Annotated in this window: 11 protein-coding genes and 2 pseudogenes; 7 read left to right on the top strand and 6 right to left on the bottom strand. The window is 69.3% G+C overall.

Features of this window, described 5'->3' with window-relative positions; translation table 11 throughout:
- Positions 1-363 precede the first annotated feature (363 nt).
- On the top strand, positions 364-1134 hold the full coding sequence (locus ACWD3I_RS47980; protein WP_365413471.1) for a transposase family protein: 771 nt from the start codon (positions 364-366) through the stop codon (positions 1132-1134).
- Positions 1135-1306: 172 nt separating this feature from the next.
- Positions 1307-2139: pseudogene (locus tag ACWD3I_RS47985) on the top strand (IS5 family transposase).
- A 70-nt stretch (positions 2140-2209) separates the two neighbouring features.
- Here ACWD3I_RS47985 and ACWD3I_RS47990 read toward each other — a convergent pair.
- Positions 2210-2578: a MerR family transcriptional regulator gene (locus ACWD3I_RS47990; protein ID WP_099946741.1), complete on the bottom strand. Its 369-nt coding sequence runs from the start codon at positions 2576-2578 to the stop codon at positions 2210-2212.
- 117 nt (positions 2579-2695) lie between these two features.
- On the opposite strand from ACWD3I_RS47990, the gene ACWD3I_RS47995 reads away from it, so the two are divergent.
- Positions 2696-3406 (top strand): SDR family oxidoreductase, encoded by a 711-nt coding sequence (locus ACWD3I_RS47995; protein ID WP_365413473.1) that lies wholly within the window; start codon positions 2696-2698, stop codon positions 3404-3406.
- A gap of 315 nt (positions 3407-3721) precedes the next feature.
- Here ACWD3I_RS47995 and ACWD3I_RS48000 read toward each other — a convergent pair whose 3' ends face one another.
- The 3 genes from ACWD3I_RS48000 to ACWD3I_RS48010 all read right to left on the bottom strand — a co-directional run bounded on the left by ACWD3I_RS48000 (position 3722) and on the right by ACWD3I_RS48010 (position 5973).
- Complete coding sequence (locus ACWD3I_RS48000) at positions 3722-4168, bottom strand: hypothetical protein (RefSeq protein WP_365413475.1); 447 nt, start codon at positions 4166-4168, stop codon at positions 3722-3724.
- A gap of 334 nt (positions 4169-4502) precedes the next feature.
- Complete coding sequence (locus ACWD3I_RS48005; protein ID WP_365413477.1) at positions 4503-5099, bottom strand: NADPH-dependent F420 reductase; 597 nt, start codon at positions 5097-5099, stop codon at positions 4503-4505.
- Between the two features lie 40 nt (positions 5100-5139).
- Positions 5140-5973: an inositol monophosphatase family protein gene (locus tag ACWD3I_RS48010; RefSeq protein ID WP_365413479.1), complete on the bottom strand. Its 834-nt coding sequence runs from the start codon at positions 5971-5973 to the stop codon at positions 5140-5142.
- Between the two features lie 137 nt (positions 5974-6110).
- Here ACWD3I_RS48010 and ACWD3I_RS48015 point away from each other — a divergent pair, with 137 nt between their 5' ends.
- The 4 genes and pseudogenes from ACWD3I_RS48015 to ACWD3I_RS48030 all read left to right on the top strand — a co-directional run bounded on the left by ACWD3I_RS48015 (position 6111) and on the right by ACWD3I_RS48030 (position 9740).
- Positions 6111-7004: a LysR family transcriptional regulator gene (locus ACWD3I_RS48015; protein WP_365413481.1), complete on the top strand. Its 894-nt coding sequence runs from the start codon at positions 6111-6113 to the stop codon at positions 7002-7004.
- 232 nt (positions 7005-7236) lie between these two features.
- A pseudogene (locus tag ACWD3I_RS48020) lies at positions 7237-7475 on the top strand (IS5/IS1182 family transposase); the annotation flags it as partial.
- 212 nt (positions 7476-7687) lie between these two features.
- On the top strand, positions 7688-8203 hold the full coding sequence (locus ACWD3I_RS48025) for a hypothetical protein (protein ID WP_365413483.1): 516 nt from the start codon (positions 7688-7690) through the stop codon (positions 8201-8203).
- A 103-nt stretch (positions 8204-8306) separates the two neighbouring features.
- Positions 8307-9740 (top strand): flotillin family protein, encoded by a 1434-nt coding sequence (locus ACWD3I_RS48030; protein WP_451084433.1) that lies wholly within the window; start codon positions 8307-8309, stop codon positions 9738-9740.
- An 816-nt stretch (positions 9741-10556) separates the two neighbouring features.
- Here ACWD3I_RS48030 and ACWD3I_RS48035 read toward each other — a convergent pair.
- Together ACWD3I_RS48035 and ACWD3I_RS48040 are read right to left on the bottom strand one after the other, a co-directional pair.
- Positions 10557-15434 carry a DNA repair ATPase gene (locus ACWD3I_RS48035; RefSeq protein ID WP_365413648.1) on the bottom strand — a complete coding sequence of 1626 codons (4878 nt, stop codon included), beginning with the start codon at positions 15432-15434 and terminating at the stop codon, positions 10557-10559.
- A gap of 79 nt (positions 15435-15513) precedes the next feature.
- Positions 15514-17244, bottom strand: a 1731-nt coding sequence (locus tag ACWD3I_RS48040; RefSeq protein WP_451084434.1) for a flotillin family protein, incomplete at its 5' end; no start/stop codon positions are given.

Below are 17244 nucleotides of genomic sequence, written 5' to 3' on the forward strand. Positions count from 1 at the left end.
CGTAGCCCCATCGCTTACGAGACAGCACTCGACTCAACAGCAACTACCCTGGCCCCAGCCGCATAACCCGTGTCCAAGATTCCGGGTCAAGGCCCAACAGCAGTTCCTCGGTCTCCTCGCTGTGGATACACGAGTAGAGGTGCCCCAGCCAGAAGAGCGGCTCATCCAGGAGGCGGACCTGGTGCGTAAGGGGGCCACCGTCGTAGCCGGGTATCCGGTCAGGATGCAGGACTGCACTGTTCTTCACGGAGGACATCATGCCGCCCAGGCACCCTGCTCTTGTGGCCGGGCGCATCAGCCGACCTTTGCGGGACATCTCCGAAAGGGTGTTGCACAAGGCCGTGAACTGGTCATCTCCGTTGTATGGCTGGGGTGTTGAGGGCCGAGCGGGTGTGGGTGGAGACGTTCACCGGGCTGCGGATGGATCAGTTCGGCCGGCTGTTGCGGGCAGTCCGAGATCGTGGGGGCAACGGGACTTTGCGCGGTCGGCCGTGGAGTCTTCCGCTGGCCGAGCGGGTTCTGGTGGTGGCCGTCTACTACCGCACGAACCTGACCATGCGGCAGCTCGGTCTGCTGTTCGGGATCTCCTCCTCGACCGTGTGCCGAGTGATCCAGCGGCTCGGTCCGCTGCTGGCGCTGGAGCCGGTCTCCCGTCCGGCTGAGGCGGCCGACCGGTTGTGGATCGTGGACGACACCCTGGTCCCGGTCCGTGACCGGCGCGTGGGCTCCTCGTCACGCAACTACCGTTTCTCGGCGAACGTGCAGGTCATCGTGGATGTTGACACGCGTCTGGTGATTGCGGCGGCCCGGCCGGTGCCGGGCACCACCGCGGACGCGCATGCCTGGCGTGCCTCCGGCCTGGCCGAGCACTGTCAGGACGTGACGGTGCTGGGCGACGGTGCCTACCTCAACTGCGGGATGATCACTCCGCACCGCAAACGCCCCCATCGGGCCCTGCTGGCGGGCGAGGAAGAAGACAACGCCGCCCACCGCAAGGTCCGCGCACGGGTGGAGCATGTGATCGGCCGGATGAAGAACTACAAGATCCTCCGCGACTGCCGGCAACGCGGTGACGGCCTTCACCACGCGGTACAAGCCGTCGCGCACATGCACAACCTCGCCCTCGCGTCATGACCAGAGGACTGCCTCCACGGGCCCTGACCTGCCCGAACACGGCCTTGTGCAACACCTTTTAGAGAGCCCGGCGGTAGGTGTGGCGAATGGCCGTGTGACGATCCGGAGGCAAGACAGGCATGAGCCTGGGTGATCATGGAGTTCTTGACGCTCAGTGATCACCGGAGGGCTCATGCCTATCCTGCCATCATGCCTGCTCGAACCCCTGTGGGACCAGTTCGCAGCGCTGCTGCCCGAGCATGTCGATACCCATCCGCTCGGCTGCCACAACCCGCGCATCCCGGACCGGATTGTCTTCGAGCGCGTCATCGCCGCCTTGGTGCACGGCTCCGGATACGAGCGGATCGCCGACCGCCAGTGCTCCGACCGCACCATCCGACGCCGCGTCAAGTACTGGGCATGGCCGAGCAGGTCCACGGGCTGGCCGTGCAGGCGTACGACCGCATGATCGGCCTCCAACTCCATGAGCTGTCCGTCGACGGGTGCATCACCAAGGCTCCCTGCGGCGGCGAGAGAGCCGGACGCTCCCCGGTCGACCGGGGCAAGCAGGGCCTGAAGCGCTCAGTGGCCACCGAAGCCCGCGGCGTCCCGATCGGTCTCGTTTCGGCCGGGGCCAACCGTCATGACTCCCCGCTGCTCGTGCCCACCCTGGAGACCGCGAAGAAGCAGGTCGGTGTGTTTCCCGAGCAGGTCAACGTCAACTTGGACCGGGGCTACGACAGTGACAAGACCCGAGCCGCGCTCGAGGAACTGGGCTTCACCGGCGAGATCGCCCGCAAGGGCGTGCCCGCACCGATCCAGGCCGGCAAGAGGTGGGTCGTGGAGCGGAGCCACGCATGGATGAACGGCTTCGGCAAGGTCTGCCGCTGCACCGAGAAGCGCCAGTGCGTTGTGGACTTCTACCTCTGCCTGTCCGCCGCAATCGTCACGCTCCGCATGCTCATCCGCCGCGCGACCCCGCTCTACCGCTGGGACGGACGGCCCACCACCAAGAGACTCAAGTGACGCCTGCTTACGGGCGTCCGTCAGTCTCGGGCGGACAAGTACTGCCGCACGCCTGGGGAAGGCGCGCTGCTCAACGAGGGCAGGGCCGGCCCGCGCTCCTGGCTGTGGAGGCTGTGGTGATGATGGCGTCGAGCCGGTCCCGGGTTTTCACCAGGGTGCTGACCTGCGTATCGATGCGGTCCCGCTCGGCCGACAGCCGGTCGAGCAGCGCGGGGGTCACGTCACCGGTCTCGACGCACGGCAGCAGTTCCAGGATCGCCCTGCTCGGCAGCCCTGCGGAGTACAGCTGCTGAATCAGCTGGACGCGGTCGACCGCGCTGTCCGGGTACTGCCGCTGGCCGCTGGGGCTGCGCGCCGAGGCCAGCAGGTCCTGCTCTTCGTAGTAGCGCAGTGCCCGCACGCTCACGCCCACCCTTGAGGCCAGCTCACCGATGCGCATCAACGCCCCCTCCGTGACCTGGATCACATTCCTTGCCTCTGACGTCAACGTCAGGTTCTAGCGTAGCCCGTGAACAGCCCGGACAGGAATCACCTCACCACCGCCAGGAGACTCCCCATGAAGATCACCGGTTCCGTCGCCCTCGTCACCGGCGCCAACCGCGGCATCGGCAGGCACTTCGCCCAACAGCTCCTGCACCGGGGCGCCACCAAGGTCTACGCGACCGCGCGCACCCCCCACCTCGTCGACCTGCCCGGTGTGGAGGTACTGCGGCTCGACATCACCGATCCGGCTTCGGTCGCCGCCGCGGCGGGCACGGCCTCGGACGTCACCCTCTTGATCAACAATGCCGGCGTCTTCACCCAGCAGAACCTCGTCACCGGGGACCCCGAGAAGATCCGGCTGGAGATGGACACCAACTACTTCGGCACCCTCAACGTGGTCCGGGCGTTCACTCCCGTCCTGGCCGCCAACGGCGGCGGGGCCATCCTCAACGTCCTGTCGGCGATGTCCTGGCTCGCCTACGACGGGGCCAACGCCTACAGCGCGTCGAAGGCGGCGGCGTGGAGCCTCACCAACGGCATCCGCCTCGAACTCGCGGGCCAGGGAACCGCGGTGACGGGCCTGCACCTGGCCAGCACCGACACCGACATGATGGCCGGGTGGGACGTGGAGAAGAACGACCCCGCCGACGTCGTGCGCGCCGCCCTCGACGGTATCGAGGCCGGGAAGATGGAGATCCTCGCCGACAACAACTCCGTCCAGCTCAAGGCGGCCCTGTCCGCCGACCCGAGCGCGCTCTATCCGCAGGCGGTTCCCGCCGCCTGACCCTTCAGCAGCCGCCCGCCCGGCCGGCCCAGACTTCAGTCGACGTTCGAGGATCTACGGATCAGCCGGGCGCGGCCATGCGTACTCGTCACGCTCCGCACGCGCGCCCGCCGCGCTACCGCTGGGACACCTACCCACCACCAGAAGACTCAAGTGACGCCTACCGCCGGGCTCTCTAAGCGCCACGTGGGCGAGTGCGGGATTGACCGCCTCAAGAGACACCGCGCCGTCGCCACGCGATGTGGCAAACCCACGGTCCGTTACGAGGCGACTCTCCTCATCGCAGCCACCAACGAATGGCTGTGACCGGGGCGTTCAGGAACCGTAGGGCCCGCCACGGAAGTACATGCTTCGGTGTGCTCGTGGGCGGTCACCGCGCCCGATCGCGACATCGGAGCGGTCGGCAGGTGCCGTCCGTTCGGCCAGCGCCCGCAGCGTCTCCAGGCCGGCCAGCACCTCCGAGCGATTGTCCGATCTCTTCATCCATGCCGGCAGCCGAGCGAACATCGCCATTGTCGGCCGCATCCCGCCACGCTCTCGCAGTTGCGCGCCGACGTAGGCGGAAAGTTCGTCGACCTGCTCCTCGTTATAGGCCCACAAAGTCTGACCGACGCAACGGGTCTGCAGCCATAGTGGCTGCTGAAAGAACGGGTCCTCACTGCCACCCAGCACCGCGCCGACCAGCCCGGCCCCCTGTACCTCGGGCTTCCAGTCGTCGACAGCACCGCAGCCCCCGCAAGCCAGACGCCGCGGCTGGAACAAGAGCTCGCTGTAATGTCCGGGATCAGAAAGGCCCGGCCGGGGAATCACAAGAGCGCGGCCCCCGCATCGCGGACAGACCACAAGAATCCGATCCGCAAACCGGGCCAACGAACCTCCTTGGTCAAGGTGACGAGCGACAGCAGGCGGCGGCTCAGAATTCATGACGGACACCCTCGCAGGTTCGCGATACGACCGGCGACCGGGTTCTTGCGCACCTCCTTCAGCTCGCCGGCAGACACCCTCGCAACAGTCCCCAGAGCCCTGCTGACAGCCGTTCGGGCACTCCGGCTCGCCGCGTCCTACGATCATTCTCAGGCCGAGTTGTGTCGGGCTATCAGCGGGTGATCGAGACGGCGAAGGGCGCGAATCCGCTGGATCGGATCACGTGAGGTACGAAGAGGATCGCGGCCTCGGCGGCCCGCGCGGTCTCGATGCCGCCGAGGTCCGTGATCCATTCCTGCTGCCAGCTGAGGTCGGCGAGAAGTCCGCGTACGACCTGCTTGGCCTTGGGATCCTTGCCGGAGAGAAAGGCGGTCGGTGTCTGGGTGAGCGTGTCGGGCGCGGTCATCACCGTGTAGAGCATTGTGTTGAGCGTCTTGATGACGTGCGTGTCGGGGAGAGCTTCTTGCAGTTGCTCCGCGAGGCTCGAACCGGGGTAGAGCAGGTCGGCCGGCAGTCCGTCCGGTCCGTCGACAGTGGCGTTGGAGACGTCTACGAGAATCTTGCCCCGCAGTTCCTCCCGCAGCGTGACGAGCCGCTCCAGCGAACTGGCGCCCGGGGTGGCGTTGATGACGATCTGCGCTGTCCGGGCGGCGTCGGCAGCAGAGCCTGGTGATCGGTCCGCCATGGTCAGCTCATGCCCGGCCCGGGTGAGGGCCAGGGCCAGGCTGCCGCCGACGCGGCCGTTTCCGAGAACGGCGATCATGGTCATGCTGATGTGGTCCTTTCGGTGTTTGCGGTTCTCATGGACGTCAGCGGGAGAGCGTGGTGACGGCTTGGGCGTGGACGCCGGGCGCGGCGGCCACGAAGCTCGCGCTCTCGGGGGTCCAGGGGCGGCCCTCGGCATCGGATATCCGCCCGCCGGCCTCGGCGACGAGCAGCGCCCCGGGAAGCAGGTCCGCGCGGGCCCCGGCGAACTGCCAGAAGGCGTCGATCCGGCCGGCGGCCACGTTCAGGAGGTGCAGGGTGGCGGGCACGGATGTCCGCACGACGAGTGCATCGAAGAGCATCGCCGTGATCGAGGAGCCGATGCGCCGCACGACGTTGTCGTCCTCGTCGGGCCTGGCCTGGCTCGTGGCCACGAGGCTCAGGCCGAGGTCCGTGGTCTGGGACACGTGCAGCGGTCGGCCGTCGAGGTGGGCGCCGGCACCGGCGAGTGCGGTGTAGGTCTCACCGGTCAACGGCAGGTGAACTGCGGTGAGCACCGGCTGGTTGTCGCGCACGAGCGTGGCGGTCACCGCCCACTCCGGCAGGGCGTGCAGGTGGTTGACGTTTCCTTCGGCCGGATCCAGGACCCACCATTCGCCGGGAGGCAGGGCTCCGCCCGCGAGCTCGTCCTCCACCAGGCGGGCGTCAGGGCGCAGGTGGGCGAGGCGGGGGCGCAGGACGTCGAGGGCCGCGTCGTCGTTGGCGGCGAGCGCGCGCATCAGCTCTTCGCGCGTCTGGTAGCGGACCACGTCGCCGAACCGCTCCCGCAGCGCCGAAGCCGCCGCGCGCACGGCGTTCGCGGTCTGCGCGAGCAGGTCGGCGTCGGACACGGAGACGGTGGTTGCAGCAATCACGGTGGTCTGAATCGACTCGGGCATGGCGGTGCTCCCATCTGAGGACAGGGGGGATGAGGCGAACCGGGCGAGAACCGTGGTTCTTTCCCGCCCGCTTCTCGAAGGTAGGAGGGCCCATCATTAACTGCAAGTGCATGTAAAGAACGGCTAGGATGAGTCTCATGCAATTGGATTTGAACCTGCTCGCCGCCCTCGATGCGCTCCTGGAAGAAGGCAGCGTGGCCGGAGCTGCTGAGCGCCTGCACGTCACCGCCCCCGCGATGAGTCGAAGCCTCGGCCGGATCCGGCGCACAACGGGGGATCAGATCCTGGTGCGTACCGGGCGCACAATGACTCCGACGCCGTACGCGATCGCCGTCCGGGAACAGGTTCACGAGCTGTTGCAACAAGTCCAGGGCGTGCTGGCACCGAGCCGCGAACTCGACCTCACGACGCTCGAGCGCACCTTCACACTCCGCTGGCACGATTCACTCGTCGCCCTCAGTGGTCCTACGCTTCTCGCGGCCGTATGCAAGCAGGCGCCAGGCGTGCGTTTGCGCTTCATCGCGGAATCACACATGGACACCCCCGAACTGCGTCGCGGTGAAGTCGACCTGGAGGCGAACGCGAACCGCCCGACCGCACCCGACATCTGCGCCGAGCCGGTGGCTGAGACCCAGCACGTCATCGTCGTGCGGCGGGGGCACCCGCTCACCCGAGTCAAGGCCGTCACCGCCGCGCGGTACGCCGCGGCCGAGCACATCACCGTGTCGCGGCGCGGAAGACTCGGCAACGCCGTTGACGACGCTCTCGCGCGGCTCGGCCTCACCCGAAGGGTAGTGGCGACCGCACCCACCGAAGGGGCTGCGCTCGAGTTCGTGCGAGGCTCCGACCTCCTCGTCACAGCCCCCGAATCGACGACGCGTTCAGCGGCCACGGCTCTGGGTCTGACCCTGCTTCCACTGCCGTTCGAACTGCCGCCGGCCACGGTGTACCTGTCATGGCATCAGCGCTATGACACCGACCCCGCACACGTCTGGCTACGCGATCTGGCCCGGACCGCGTTGGCGCCCTGACGTGACCCAGCTTCAGGCGGCGCCCTACACGGTCAGTTGGCCGTTGAACCTGGGTGGCGAGCAACGACGATGAGGCGGGCTTTGCCGCGGTCGTGTACGTGCAGGTCAGTGGTTGTGCCTGGCTGGCAGAGGCCTCGTTGACCTGTCTCGGGCAGTCCTCGACTCGGCCCATGTTCGGGCTAGAAAAAGGGGGCGACCACACAGCTCCGAGTCCCGTGGGCAGAGGCAACCCTACGACCTTCCTGACCTGCGGCGATGGCTGCACGGCAAGCGGATCGGCGCACGCATGGCCCGCAAAGGCATTGAGCCGAGCGAACGGTTGGGCCGTCGCAGGTGGGTGTTCGAGCGCACCATGTCGTGGCTGTCCGTGGACTCAGCCCCCGCTACGAGCGCCATCCCTCCAACTACCTGGCCCTTCTCGGACTTGCCGCAGCCCTCTGCTGCCACAAGCGATTCCTCAAACTGACCACCCTGTGCTCGAAGAACCAGCTGGACTGGTCCCGGGCGGGAGCGGGGAATCTCCTCGAACGCCCGGGCGCCCCTGTGCTCTGCCGGATGGATGTGAAGGGCACGGCATCAAAGCTGCGTAAAGATTGCCGGAACAAGGCAATGTTCTGAGCGATGCGTGCGTGCGAGTATGCGGACATCAGCAGGGTGGAGGCGAGGAGAGGCGGTGAACACGGATGGCCTGGTTTCTCGGTCTCGGCATCGCAGGAGTCGTACTTCTGGCCCTGTCGCTTGTCCTCGACGGGGTGCTTGAGGGGCTTCTCGACGGCGTCGACACGCTTGACGGTCTCTTCGACGGGTGGTTGTCGCTTCCGGTCATTGCCGGCTTCGTCTCCATGCTCGGTTTCTCCGGTGCGATCGTCCTGGGCACCACCGGGCTTGGCGCGATCGGTGCCGCAACGGTCGGAGTGCCTGCCGGTGTCGCCACGGGGTGGCTCGCCTATCGGCTCAGTCGCGCGCTGATGAGCGACCGGTCCGGCGCCGCTCCGCGTGATGCCGACCTGATCGGTGCCTCGGGGGCCGTGGTCACCGCCATTCCGGCCGGCGGGTACGGCGAGGTGCTGGTCCATCTGGCTGGGCAGCCGGTGAAACTCTCGGCGAAGAGCCCGACCCCGGTGGCCCGAGGTGCAGAGGTCTGGGTGGAGGAGACGCTGTCACAGACGGCCGTCTCGGTCCGACTGGTGGAGCGCTGACCCATCGCGCCGCACCTCGTGTCCGGCGCTGACACCGGTGCCCGTTAGCTACGTCAACTCGTATCGATCTGCCGTCCCCTGGGAGGGCTGAGGGGAACTCGTCATGAGTCCAGTCGTCATCGCCGTGATCGGCGTCGTTGTACTTCTCGTCCTGCTCGGTCTGGTCGTTGTCACCCGTTACAAGGTGGCGGGTCCGAGTGAGGCGTTCATCGTCACCGGGCGGCGCGGCAAGAAGTCCACCGATCCGGAGACCGGCCGGATCTTCACCGACAACAGCGGGCAGAAAGTCGTGGTCGGCGGCGGCGTGTTCGTCGTGCCGTTCGTGCAGCAGAAGTTCAACCTCGACCTGTCCTCGCGGCACATTCCGGTGGCTGTGCGCGGTGCGGTGACTCTGAGGGGCGTCAAGGCCCACCTCGAAGGGGTCGCCATCGTGAAGGTCGGTGGCACGGAGGACTCGATCCGGGCGGCCGCGCAGCGGTTCTTGATGCAGCAGGACGGCATCGTCGGCTTCACCCAGGAAGTGCTCTCCGGCGCGCTGCGCGCCATCGTCGGGCGGATGTCGGTGGAGGACATCATCCGCGACCGGGCCGCCTTCGCCGGGCAGGTTGCCGAGGAGGCCGAGGCCAGTCTGTCCGGGCAGGGCCTGGTGCTGGACGCGTTCCAGATCCAGGACATCAGCACCGAAGGCTCCTACCTGGAGGACCTGGGCCGGCCGGAGGCGGCCCGCGCCAAGCAGGAGGCCGACATCGCCGAGGCCATCGCCCGGCGTGCCGCCGAGCAGGCGCGGCTGAAGGCCGAGGAGGAGATCGCGATCGCGCAGCGGACGTTCGCGCTCAAGCAGGCCGAGATCAAGGCCGAGACCGACGAGGCAGCCGCGCGCGCCGCTGCCGCGGGTCCGCTGGCCGAGGCCGCGCGCAGCCAGGAGGTCCTGAGCGAGCAGGAGAAGGTCGCCGAGCGCCAGGCAGCACTGACCGACCGCGAGTTGGACACGAAGGTCCGCAAGCCTGCCGACGCCGCCCGCTACCAGGCCGAGCAGGAGGCCGAAGCCCGCCGGATCGCCCTGGTCAAGCAGGCCGAGGCGGACGCCCAGCGGGCGAGGCTGACCGGTGAGGGCGAGAAGGCACACCGTGCCGCGCTCGCCGACGCGGTCCGCATCGAGGGGGAGGCCGAGGCCGCCGCGATCGGTGCCAAGGGTGCCGCCGAGGCCGAGGCGATGCAGAAGAAGGCTGACGCATTCGCCCAGTACGGCGACGCTGCCGTACTGCAGATGCTCGTCGAGGTGCTGCCGCAGGTGGTCGCCAAGGCGTCCGAGCCGCTCAGCGCCATCGACAAGATGACGGTCATCTCCACTGACGGCGCCAGCCAACTGTCGCGCACCGTCGCCGACAACGTCGCCCAGGGCGTCGAACTCCTCAGTTCCACCACCGGAGTCGACCTCGCCGAACTGCTGAAGAACATCACTCAGCGGGGCAGCGGTTCGCAGCCCGCGACCACGGCACCCGCCGAGACCAACGGGAAGGTCGAGATCACCGGCTGACAGCGGTACTTGGCGGTGGAGAGAGCCCGGGCAGCCTGGAGCTGTCCGGGCTCGAGGCCGAAGGTGCCTCGGCCGCGCCGGGGTGGTCGTGCGAGTTCTTCGGCTGCTGGGCGGCTTTCCGGATGCGGAGTGTGAGCGGTGTTCTTGTGGCTTTGGCTGATTGGCTGGTCGGCATGCGTTCTGCCCCTGGCGATCGCCTCGTTGCGCGGCTGGGCGCCCAAGCCGGTGCGGCGTCGGACCGCTCCGTGGGGCATTCGCGTCCGGGGCGTGGTGCTGCTGGTGACAGGGCCGGTGGGCTGAGCCGGGCCGGTCAGTGCGCAGATCTACTCCAGGCCGGAGGCCCGGAGGATGCCGTGCCGCCTCGCTGTCGACCCACCGTCCCAGCCGCTCCAGCAAGGGCATGCCGCACCGTAGTGTCCCCAGCTCCTGAGGGGAAGGTGATGCCGAGCAGCACCCCGTGGACGTCGCGGACGAGGAGCGTGCGGTAGGTGCGGCCGTACGAGAACGTCGTCAGCAGTCGGACGCTGGTGAGGTGGTTCAGGTCCACGGAACGCACGCCGGTCAGGGTCCGTGCGGTGATCCTGGTCGTCGAGTGGCGCGCCGGTGGGCGCTCCTCGCCCAGCTCGCCGAGCAACAGCAGCCCCAGCTACCAGCCCCAGCGCCACCACCGCCGGGCGGGCCTGAGCCAGGCCGGCGATGGCGAAGGGCAGCACGAGCAGCGCCGGCACCAGGCCCGCACCGGCCCGCGCCCGTCGGCGGGCAGTGGCTGCTGCGGGCGCCTCGTGAGGACGCGGTGCCGGACGAGTGCTCGGCACCTCACCGCTCCCCATCGCCCGGCACCGGGCGGACCGCGTGCCGGGCTGCCGGGTTCACGATGAGAAGGCGCGGGTCGGCGGCACGGTTGATAGCCGTCTCCACGGCGGCGATCCGATCGCCGAGCAGGCCGAGCGCGGCGATGGCCCGGGCAAGCTGGTCGCCTTCCGGGCCCCCGAGAGCCTCTGCGCGTACATACGCTGCTTTCAACGCGGCCCAGCGTGCGGCCTGTTCGGCCGTGAGAGCGCCGCGCAGTTCCGCCAGTTTCAGCAGGTTGGCCTCGGCGCCGGTGGTGAGGGTCTGGGCCTCGGACGTGTAGTGGTCGTCGATCAGTGCGGCCAGTTCGGCGTCGTTCAGGACCGGTTGGATGCGCTGGGCGAGCTTGTTCATGTTGCGGTAGGAACCCTGGAGTTGGAAAGGCGGCTCGGTGCGGGTGGTTTCGGACTGGGCGGCCGAGGCGATGTAGGCGGCGTTCACCGCCAGGACCGTCTCCCGGGCCGTCAGCAGGTGGCGGAGCACGGCAAGGATGCGTTCCAGCTCGGCGGGCGCGTACGGGTGGGTGAGCCGGTCCGCGCGGGCCGTGGTGTCGTCCTGGGCGAGGCGGACGAGCAGGCCGAGGTCGGCTCGGTCGCGGGCGGCGAGCGGGGCGAGGACCGGGTTGGCGGTGAGGGCGTTCTCGACGAAGCTCAGCGCGAAGGCGTCCTCCTTGCCGGTCAGGACGTCGCCGAGGTTCCACACGTCGGCGCGGTTGGCGAGCATGTCGGGCACGCGGAAGCGGCTGCCGGACTCGGTGTAGGGGTTGCCGGCCATGCACACGGCGAACCGCTTGCCGCGCAGGTCGTAGGTGCGCGGCTCGCCGTTCAGCACACCCTCGATGCGGCGGGTGGCGTCGCACAGCGGGATGAACTTCTGGAGCAGTTCGGGTGAGGTGTGCTGGATGTCGTCCAGGTGGAGCAGCGTGTTGTTGCCCGCCTCCAGCGCGAAGTTGATCTTCTCGACCTCCTGGCGGGCCGTGGCGTTCGGAGCCTCGGCCGGGTCGAGTGAGGTGACAGCGTGGCCCAGTGCCGGTCCGTTGATCTTCACCAGGAGCAGGCCAAGGCGGTCGGCGACGTACTCCATGAGCGTTGTCTTGCCGTAGCCCGGCGGGGAGATCAGCAGGAGCAGTCCGCCGGTGTCGGTGCGCTTCGACTCACCGGTCGTGCCGAGCTGCTTGGCGAGGCTGTCGCCGACCAGCGGCAGGTACACCTCGTCGATGAGCCTGCCGCGCACGAACGCCGACATCACCCGTGGCCGGTACTCGTCCAGGCGGAGGCGGGTGCGCTCGGCGGCCACCAGCGCCGTGCGGTGGCGCTGGTAGGCGCGGTGGGCGGGGACCTCCTGGGTGCGGAATCGCCTTGTGCGGGCGAGGAGCTCGTCGACGCGGACCGTGAGTGTCCGGCCGTCGATGCGCGGATGGGTACCGAGCACGCCCTCGACGGTCTCGGTCAGCGGCGCGTCGGACCCGTAGCGGACCAGGCTTGGGCAGAGTTCGGCGGCAACCGCCTCGGCCAGGTCACCGCGGGTGACTTCCATACCGGTCGCGGTGGTGTACGACGTCAGCCACGCCTCGACCAACTGCTTGCGGGCGGTCAGGTCGTCGAGGGCGGCGAGGTCGTCGTCGTAGGCTGAAGTACCTACCGTGCGGCGGAACTTGTCGAGCAGCGTACGCGTGCCACCGCTGACGACGAAGCCGTCGGGACCGCAGGTCAGCTCCTCGATGAGGTAGGCGGCCGCGGCGTCCGTGCCGACGCATTCCGCCAGCTCGGCCCGCAGGTCGTCGATCGCGGGCGCCAGCCCGAAGGTGTCCCGAGCCCGGGCCATGGACATCGCACGCCGGGTCCAGCTCTCGCGCTCCTCGGTCGTCGTGCCGTGCGCCCAGAACATCTGGGCGGCAACACGGGCGGCTGGTTCGTGGCGTAGTGGGCCGGCGCCCTCGTGCAGGCGTAGGAGCGCGGTGAGGATCAGGATCGCGTCGTGGTCGTGGATGCCGCGCTCGTATCCCTCGTCGTACGCCGCCTCCGCCGCCTTCCGGACCAGGGTGGTCAGGTCGTCGGCTGCCGCGAGGGCCGCCGCACCGTGCTCGTCGAGAAGCCGGGCGGCGAGGTGTTCGGCGCGGTAGACCTGCGCTGACTCCGAGGGCAGGGGGCGGTCCCAGTACGGGCGGGTGGCCGCGAAGACGGGGTCCGTCACCGGCGAGCGGTAGTCGGTGCCGGTGAGTGCGAAGGCGAGGGCGTCGCCGTGCGGGACCAGCGTGAGGTCCAGGGGCTGGGTGTTGACGGCGAAACGGTGGGAACCCAGCCGCAAGGTGCGGCCGTCGTCCGTGTACAGGTCGGTGCGATCGCGCAGGGCGCGCAGCGCCTCCTGGCGAGCTGACTTCAGACGGCCGTCCAGCTCCTCCGCCCTTACCTGGTCGCCGAGTTCACGCAATTCACCGGCAGTACGGCGGACCTTGGCGGGCATCGGGTCGGAGGTGAAGTACGTGGCGACGGCGTCCGCGTCAGGGAGCGTGGCGGCACGACGGGTGACCGTCCGCAGGACGCGGGTCGCGGAGTCGGCGAGGCGCTCGGCGCGACGGGCCCGGGCGTCGGCGAGGGTCTGCTTGCGGGCGGAGAACGCCTCGTGGATCTCGTCGCGCTTGTCCGCGAGCTCGTTGAGGAAGTCGTCGCACTCGGCGAACCGGGACTCCAGGTTCTCCAACTGCACGAGTATCCGCGCGAGGTGTTCCTCGCATGCCTCGGGGCTGTGGGCGGCCGCGAGCGCGCCGGTGACTGCCTGGACGAGGAGGGCGAACTCGGCGGCGAACTCCGCGCGTCCCTCACGGTCACGAACCTCGCGGCGGCGGGCGTCGAGGGTGGCACGGGCCCGGTTGACACCGCCCAGGAGCCCGGCGATCCGCTCCAGGATGGCGGTACGGACCGTGGTGTCGGCGATGTCGAGTCCGGCGACGACCTCGGTCACCGTGCGCAGCTGATCGGAGAGTTCGTCCAGGCGGGCGGCGACTGGCTCCGCCTCGGCGACGGTGGTGATCGCCCCGGCTTCCGTGACGAACTGCTCGATGTCGGCCTGGTGGCCGGTGAAGGCGTCCTCGCGGGCGAGGTGGGCGACGGCCCTCTGACCGAAGGCGGCGAGGCCGGCTGCGGCGTCGGCGGCGAGCTCGTCGATGCGGGCGGTGTCCGCGTACCGCAGGTCTTTGAGGGTGAGCAAGTGGCCCTGGGCGTGCCGGAGGTCGGTCAGCCCGGTCACCCAGGCGGCGGCGCCGCGCGGGGCCTCGCCGCGCAGGCGCCGTACGACCGCGGCGACCTGGGACGCCGCCTCGGTGAGCGCGTCGGCGGCCTGGCGGGTGAGGTCCTGGACGGTTTCGAACTCGGCCAGCACCTGCTCGGCGGTAGCCCTGAGCTGCTCCAAGGGCCTGTGCAGATCGCCGAGTTCGGGTTCGCCCAGCCAGTGGTAGGAGTCGGAGGCCCGGATGCACGCGGCCGCCAGTGCGTCGTACACCTCGCTTGTCGGGGTCGTCTCGGCCACGGCGCGCGTGATGGACAGGCAGTCGGAGATGCCGCGTACGAGGTCGGCGTTGCCGACGCGGGCCAGCGGGCCGGTACCGACGGGCTGGGCGGCGGCATGCGCGCCGGAGACGTACGGGGAGCGCCACAGCTGAACGGGGTGCACGCGCTGCGGCTCGTCGCTGTCCGCACGCAGCACGATCAGGGAGCCGTCGTCGAAGAGCGCCCAGCCGTGACAGGACAGCGGGGTGGCGACCTCCTTGCGGATCATGTTGTAGGGCAGCAGCAGGCTGCGGCCCTCCACACGCGCGTGGAAGGCGAAGAGGACGTCCTCACCGTTCGGGGAGCGGACGGCGCGCTCGAACTCCAGGTCCGTGCTGTCGACGCTGTCGAATGTCTTGTACGTGCCGGTCGCGAGGCAATAGCCGCCGGGGAAGACGATGCCCTGGTCCTCGGGCAGGCGGCGGCAGGCCTGGCCGATGCCGTCAAGGCGGACGACCGTCCTGGTGAGGGTGTTGAAGACCAGGTGGCGGTCGGCATCCTCCTTGTACGGGCGGATGCGCAGCAGGATGAGGGCGCCCACGCGCGCGTACGCGATGTCGGCGTCGGCCAGGGACTGCAGCGGCTCGACGACCGGCTCGGCATAGACACCCTCGCCCGTCTCGGTGTTGTTCTCGACCTTGACGGTGAGTGTCCCTCCGAGCGTCTCGACGAAGACCTCGCCGTCGATGGAGACATGCGGGTGACGGCCGAGGACATGATCCTCGCGGGTCGCCTCGGTCCACTCGAAGTCGTGGGAGGGCGGGAAGACGTGGTCGCGGTCGCCACGCGCGTCCAGGAAGGCCACCCGGCCGCCGTCGGGCAGCGCCCAGCGCAGGACCCGGATGTCGCCGCCCTTCTCACCGGTCTGGAAGACGGCCAGCAACTTGTCGTCCACGCGGCGGAGTTGCAGGAGACGGGCCTGGCGGTAGTAGCGGTAGAGGGCGGCGAGCTCGCGGACGAAGGCCGAATCGTCGAACAGGCCGGGCACGGCGTCGTCGGGCAGCCGGTTGAGGTCGCGGTCGTGCAGCGCGAAGACGTCGCCGACGGCCGTCTCCGGCTTGAGGCCGAGGAAGACGTTGTGGCCGAAGAGCAGCACGTCGCCGACCGAGACGATGTCGCGGGGCACACAGGCGTGCTCGGTGCGCAGCCGCTCGGTGCCGGCGAGTTCCAGCCGCGTCGCACCGAACTCCTCGATGCGACGGGCGTTGAGTGCCTCGGCGCGGCGGGCGAGTTCGGTGGCCTGCGCGGTCAGGCGGTCGCGCAACACCTCGTACGTGCCGGTGTCCAGACCGGTGGTCATGAGCTTCCTTTCCGGAAGTCGAGAAGGACGCGGTCCGGAACTGCCGTCCCCTGTGCGGCAGTTCCGGACCGCGAGTCGATCAGGCCTTCGCGCTGCCGTTCACCCCGGCGAGCGGAGTGTCGGCAAGGCCCAGTTCGCCTGCCCGGTCCAGGAGTTGCTGGAGCTGACCGGCGTGGGCGCCGCCGCTCGTCATCAGCTTCATCAGCAGGGCGGAGACGGTCAGGTTCTGCACGTCGGCTGTGGAGACCGAGCCGAGGGCACGCCCGAGGTCGTCGGTGAAGCTGGCGGTGCCGTCCAGCCAGGGCTTCGCCAGCGCCTGGGCCGTCTCGGAGTGCTGGACGAACCCGTCGAGGCCCTTGCCGAGCGCGATCGAGGACACCAGCCGGTCGAAGAAGACCGAGTCCCCACCGACGATGTTGATGTCGGCGCTCTCGAGGCCAGTGGCCAGCACCGTCGCCTGCGCTTCGGCAACCTGCCGTTGCACCTCCAGACCAGCCAGCCGTACCTCCTTCTCGGCCTCCAGCCGCAGCCGGTACTCCTCGTGACCACGGGACGCCTCGTCCAGGGCGGCCATCGCGGCCGCCTTCTCGGTGAGACCCGCGGCCTCGGCCTTGAGCTTCTCGCCGATGCCCTCGGCCTCGGCGAGTGCCTTCGCCCGCCAGCCCTGCGCCTCGGCCCGCATCCGGGCCTCGGCCGCCTCGGCCTCCGCGCGCCCGGCCTTCTCGATGACCTCGGCCTCCTTGTCGCGGACCTGAACGGCGGCCAGCCCCTGCGCGGCGGACTCGGCCTGGACGCCCTCGGCGAGCCGCAGCTTGGCCTGCGCGTCAAGGTCCGCACTCTTCAACCGGGCCTCAGCCAGGGTGAGTTCCTCGGCGGCACGGTGCACGGCGGCCTGCTCGCCGGCCTCGGCGGCCTTGATGTCCTTGACCAACTGCTCCTGTGCCTCGGCCTCGGCGGCGATGACGACCCCCTGCCGCTGCCGCTCCGCCTCCTCCACCGCGCGCAGCGTCTTGATGGACTCCTCCTGCTCGGCCACCGTCCGGTCCACCGCCACCCGCTCGCGGATGACCTCGGCGATGTCCCGCTTCTCCGCCTCTACCTCCTTCTCGGCGGCGATCCGCGTCAGCTGCGTCTCCCGCTCACGTGCGATGACCTCGAGCTGCCGGTCCTTCTCGATGCGCTCGCTCTCGATGGCGACGACCCGCTCGCGGTTCTTCTGCGCGACGGCGACCTCGCGGGCCTGGTTCTCGCGCTGCACACCGAGCTGCTCCTCGGTCCTCAGGAACGCCCCCTGCGCGCGCAGCCGCTCCTCCTCCATCACCCGCGCTGTCTCGGCCTCCTCCCGGGCCCGTACCGTCTCGATCTCCCGCCGCTGCTTGATCTCGGCGTCGGCCTGGCGGCGCTCCAGCTCAAGGATGGCCTCACGGGCATCCACGTTCTGCCGGGTGATCTCCTTCTCCTCGGTACGCTGCGCCTCGTTGGTGCGCACGTGCTCCACGGCGGTCAGTTCGGTGATCTTCCGGATGCCCTGGGCGTCCAGGACGTTCGCCGGGTCCAGCTGGGTCAGCGGCGTCTGCTCCAGGTAGTCGATCGCCGCGTCCTCCAGGTGGTAACCGTTCAGGTCGACACCGATGACCTCGATGATCCGGTACCGCAGCTCCTCGCGCTTGGTGTACAGGTCGGTGAAGTCCAGCTGCTTGCCGACCGTCTTCAATGCCTCGGAGAACTTCGCGTGGAACAGCTCCTGCAGCGTGTCCCGGTCGCTCGCCCGCGCCGTCCCGACGGCCTGCGCGACCTTGATGACGTCCTC

The organism is Streptomyces sp. NPDC002817 (assembly GCF_053592055.1).

Coding starts and splice junctions, on each gene's coding strand:
- ACWD3I_RS47980 (WP_365413471.1), top strand. CDS start 364: ATGGCTGGGGTGTTGAGGGCCGAGCGGGTGTGGGTGGAGACGTTCACC.
- ACWD3I_RS47990 (WP_099946741.1), bottom strand. CDS start 2,578: ATGCGCATCGGTGAGCTGGCCTCAAGGGTGGGCGTGAGCGTGCGGGCA.
- ACWD3I_RS47995 (WP_365413473.1), top strand. CDS start 2,696: ATGAAGATCACCGGTTCCGTCGCCCTCGTCACCGGCGCCAACCGCGGC.
- ACWD3I_RS48005 (WP_365413477.1), bottom strand. CDS start 5,099: ATGACCATGATCGCCGTTCTCGGAAACGGCCGCGTCGGCGGCAGCCTG.
- ACWD3I_RS48010 (WP_365413479.1), bottom strand. CDS start 5,973: ATGCCCGAGTCGATTCAGACCACCGTGATTGCTGCAACCACCGTCTCC.
- ACWD3I_RS48015 (WP_365413481.1), top strand. CDS start 6,111: ATGCAATTGGATTTGAACCTGCTCGCCGCCCTCGATGCGCTCCTGGAA.
- ACWD3I_RS48025 (WP_365413483.1), top strand. CDS start 7,688: ATGGCCTGGTTTCTCGGTCTCGGCATCGCAGGAGTCGTACTTCTGGCC.
- ACWD3I_RS48030 (WP_451084433.1), top strand. CDS start 8,307: ATGAGTCCAGTCGTCATCGCCGTGATCGGCGTCGTTGTACTTCTCGTC.
- ACWD3I_RS48035 (WP_365413648.1), bottom strand. CDS start 15,434: ATGACCACCGGTCTGGACACCGGCACGTACGAGGTGTTGCGCGACCGC.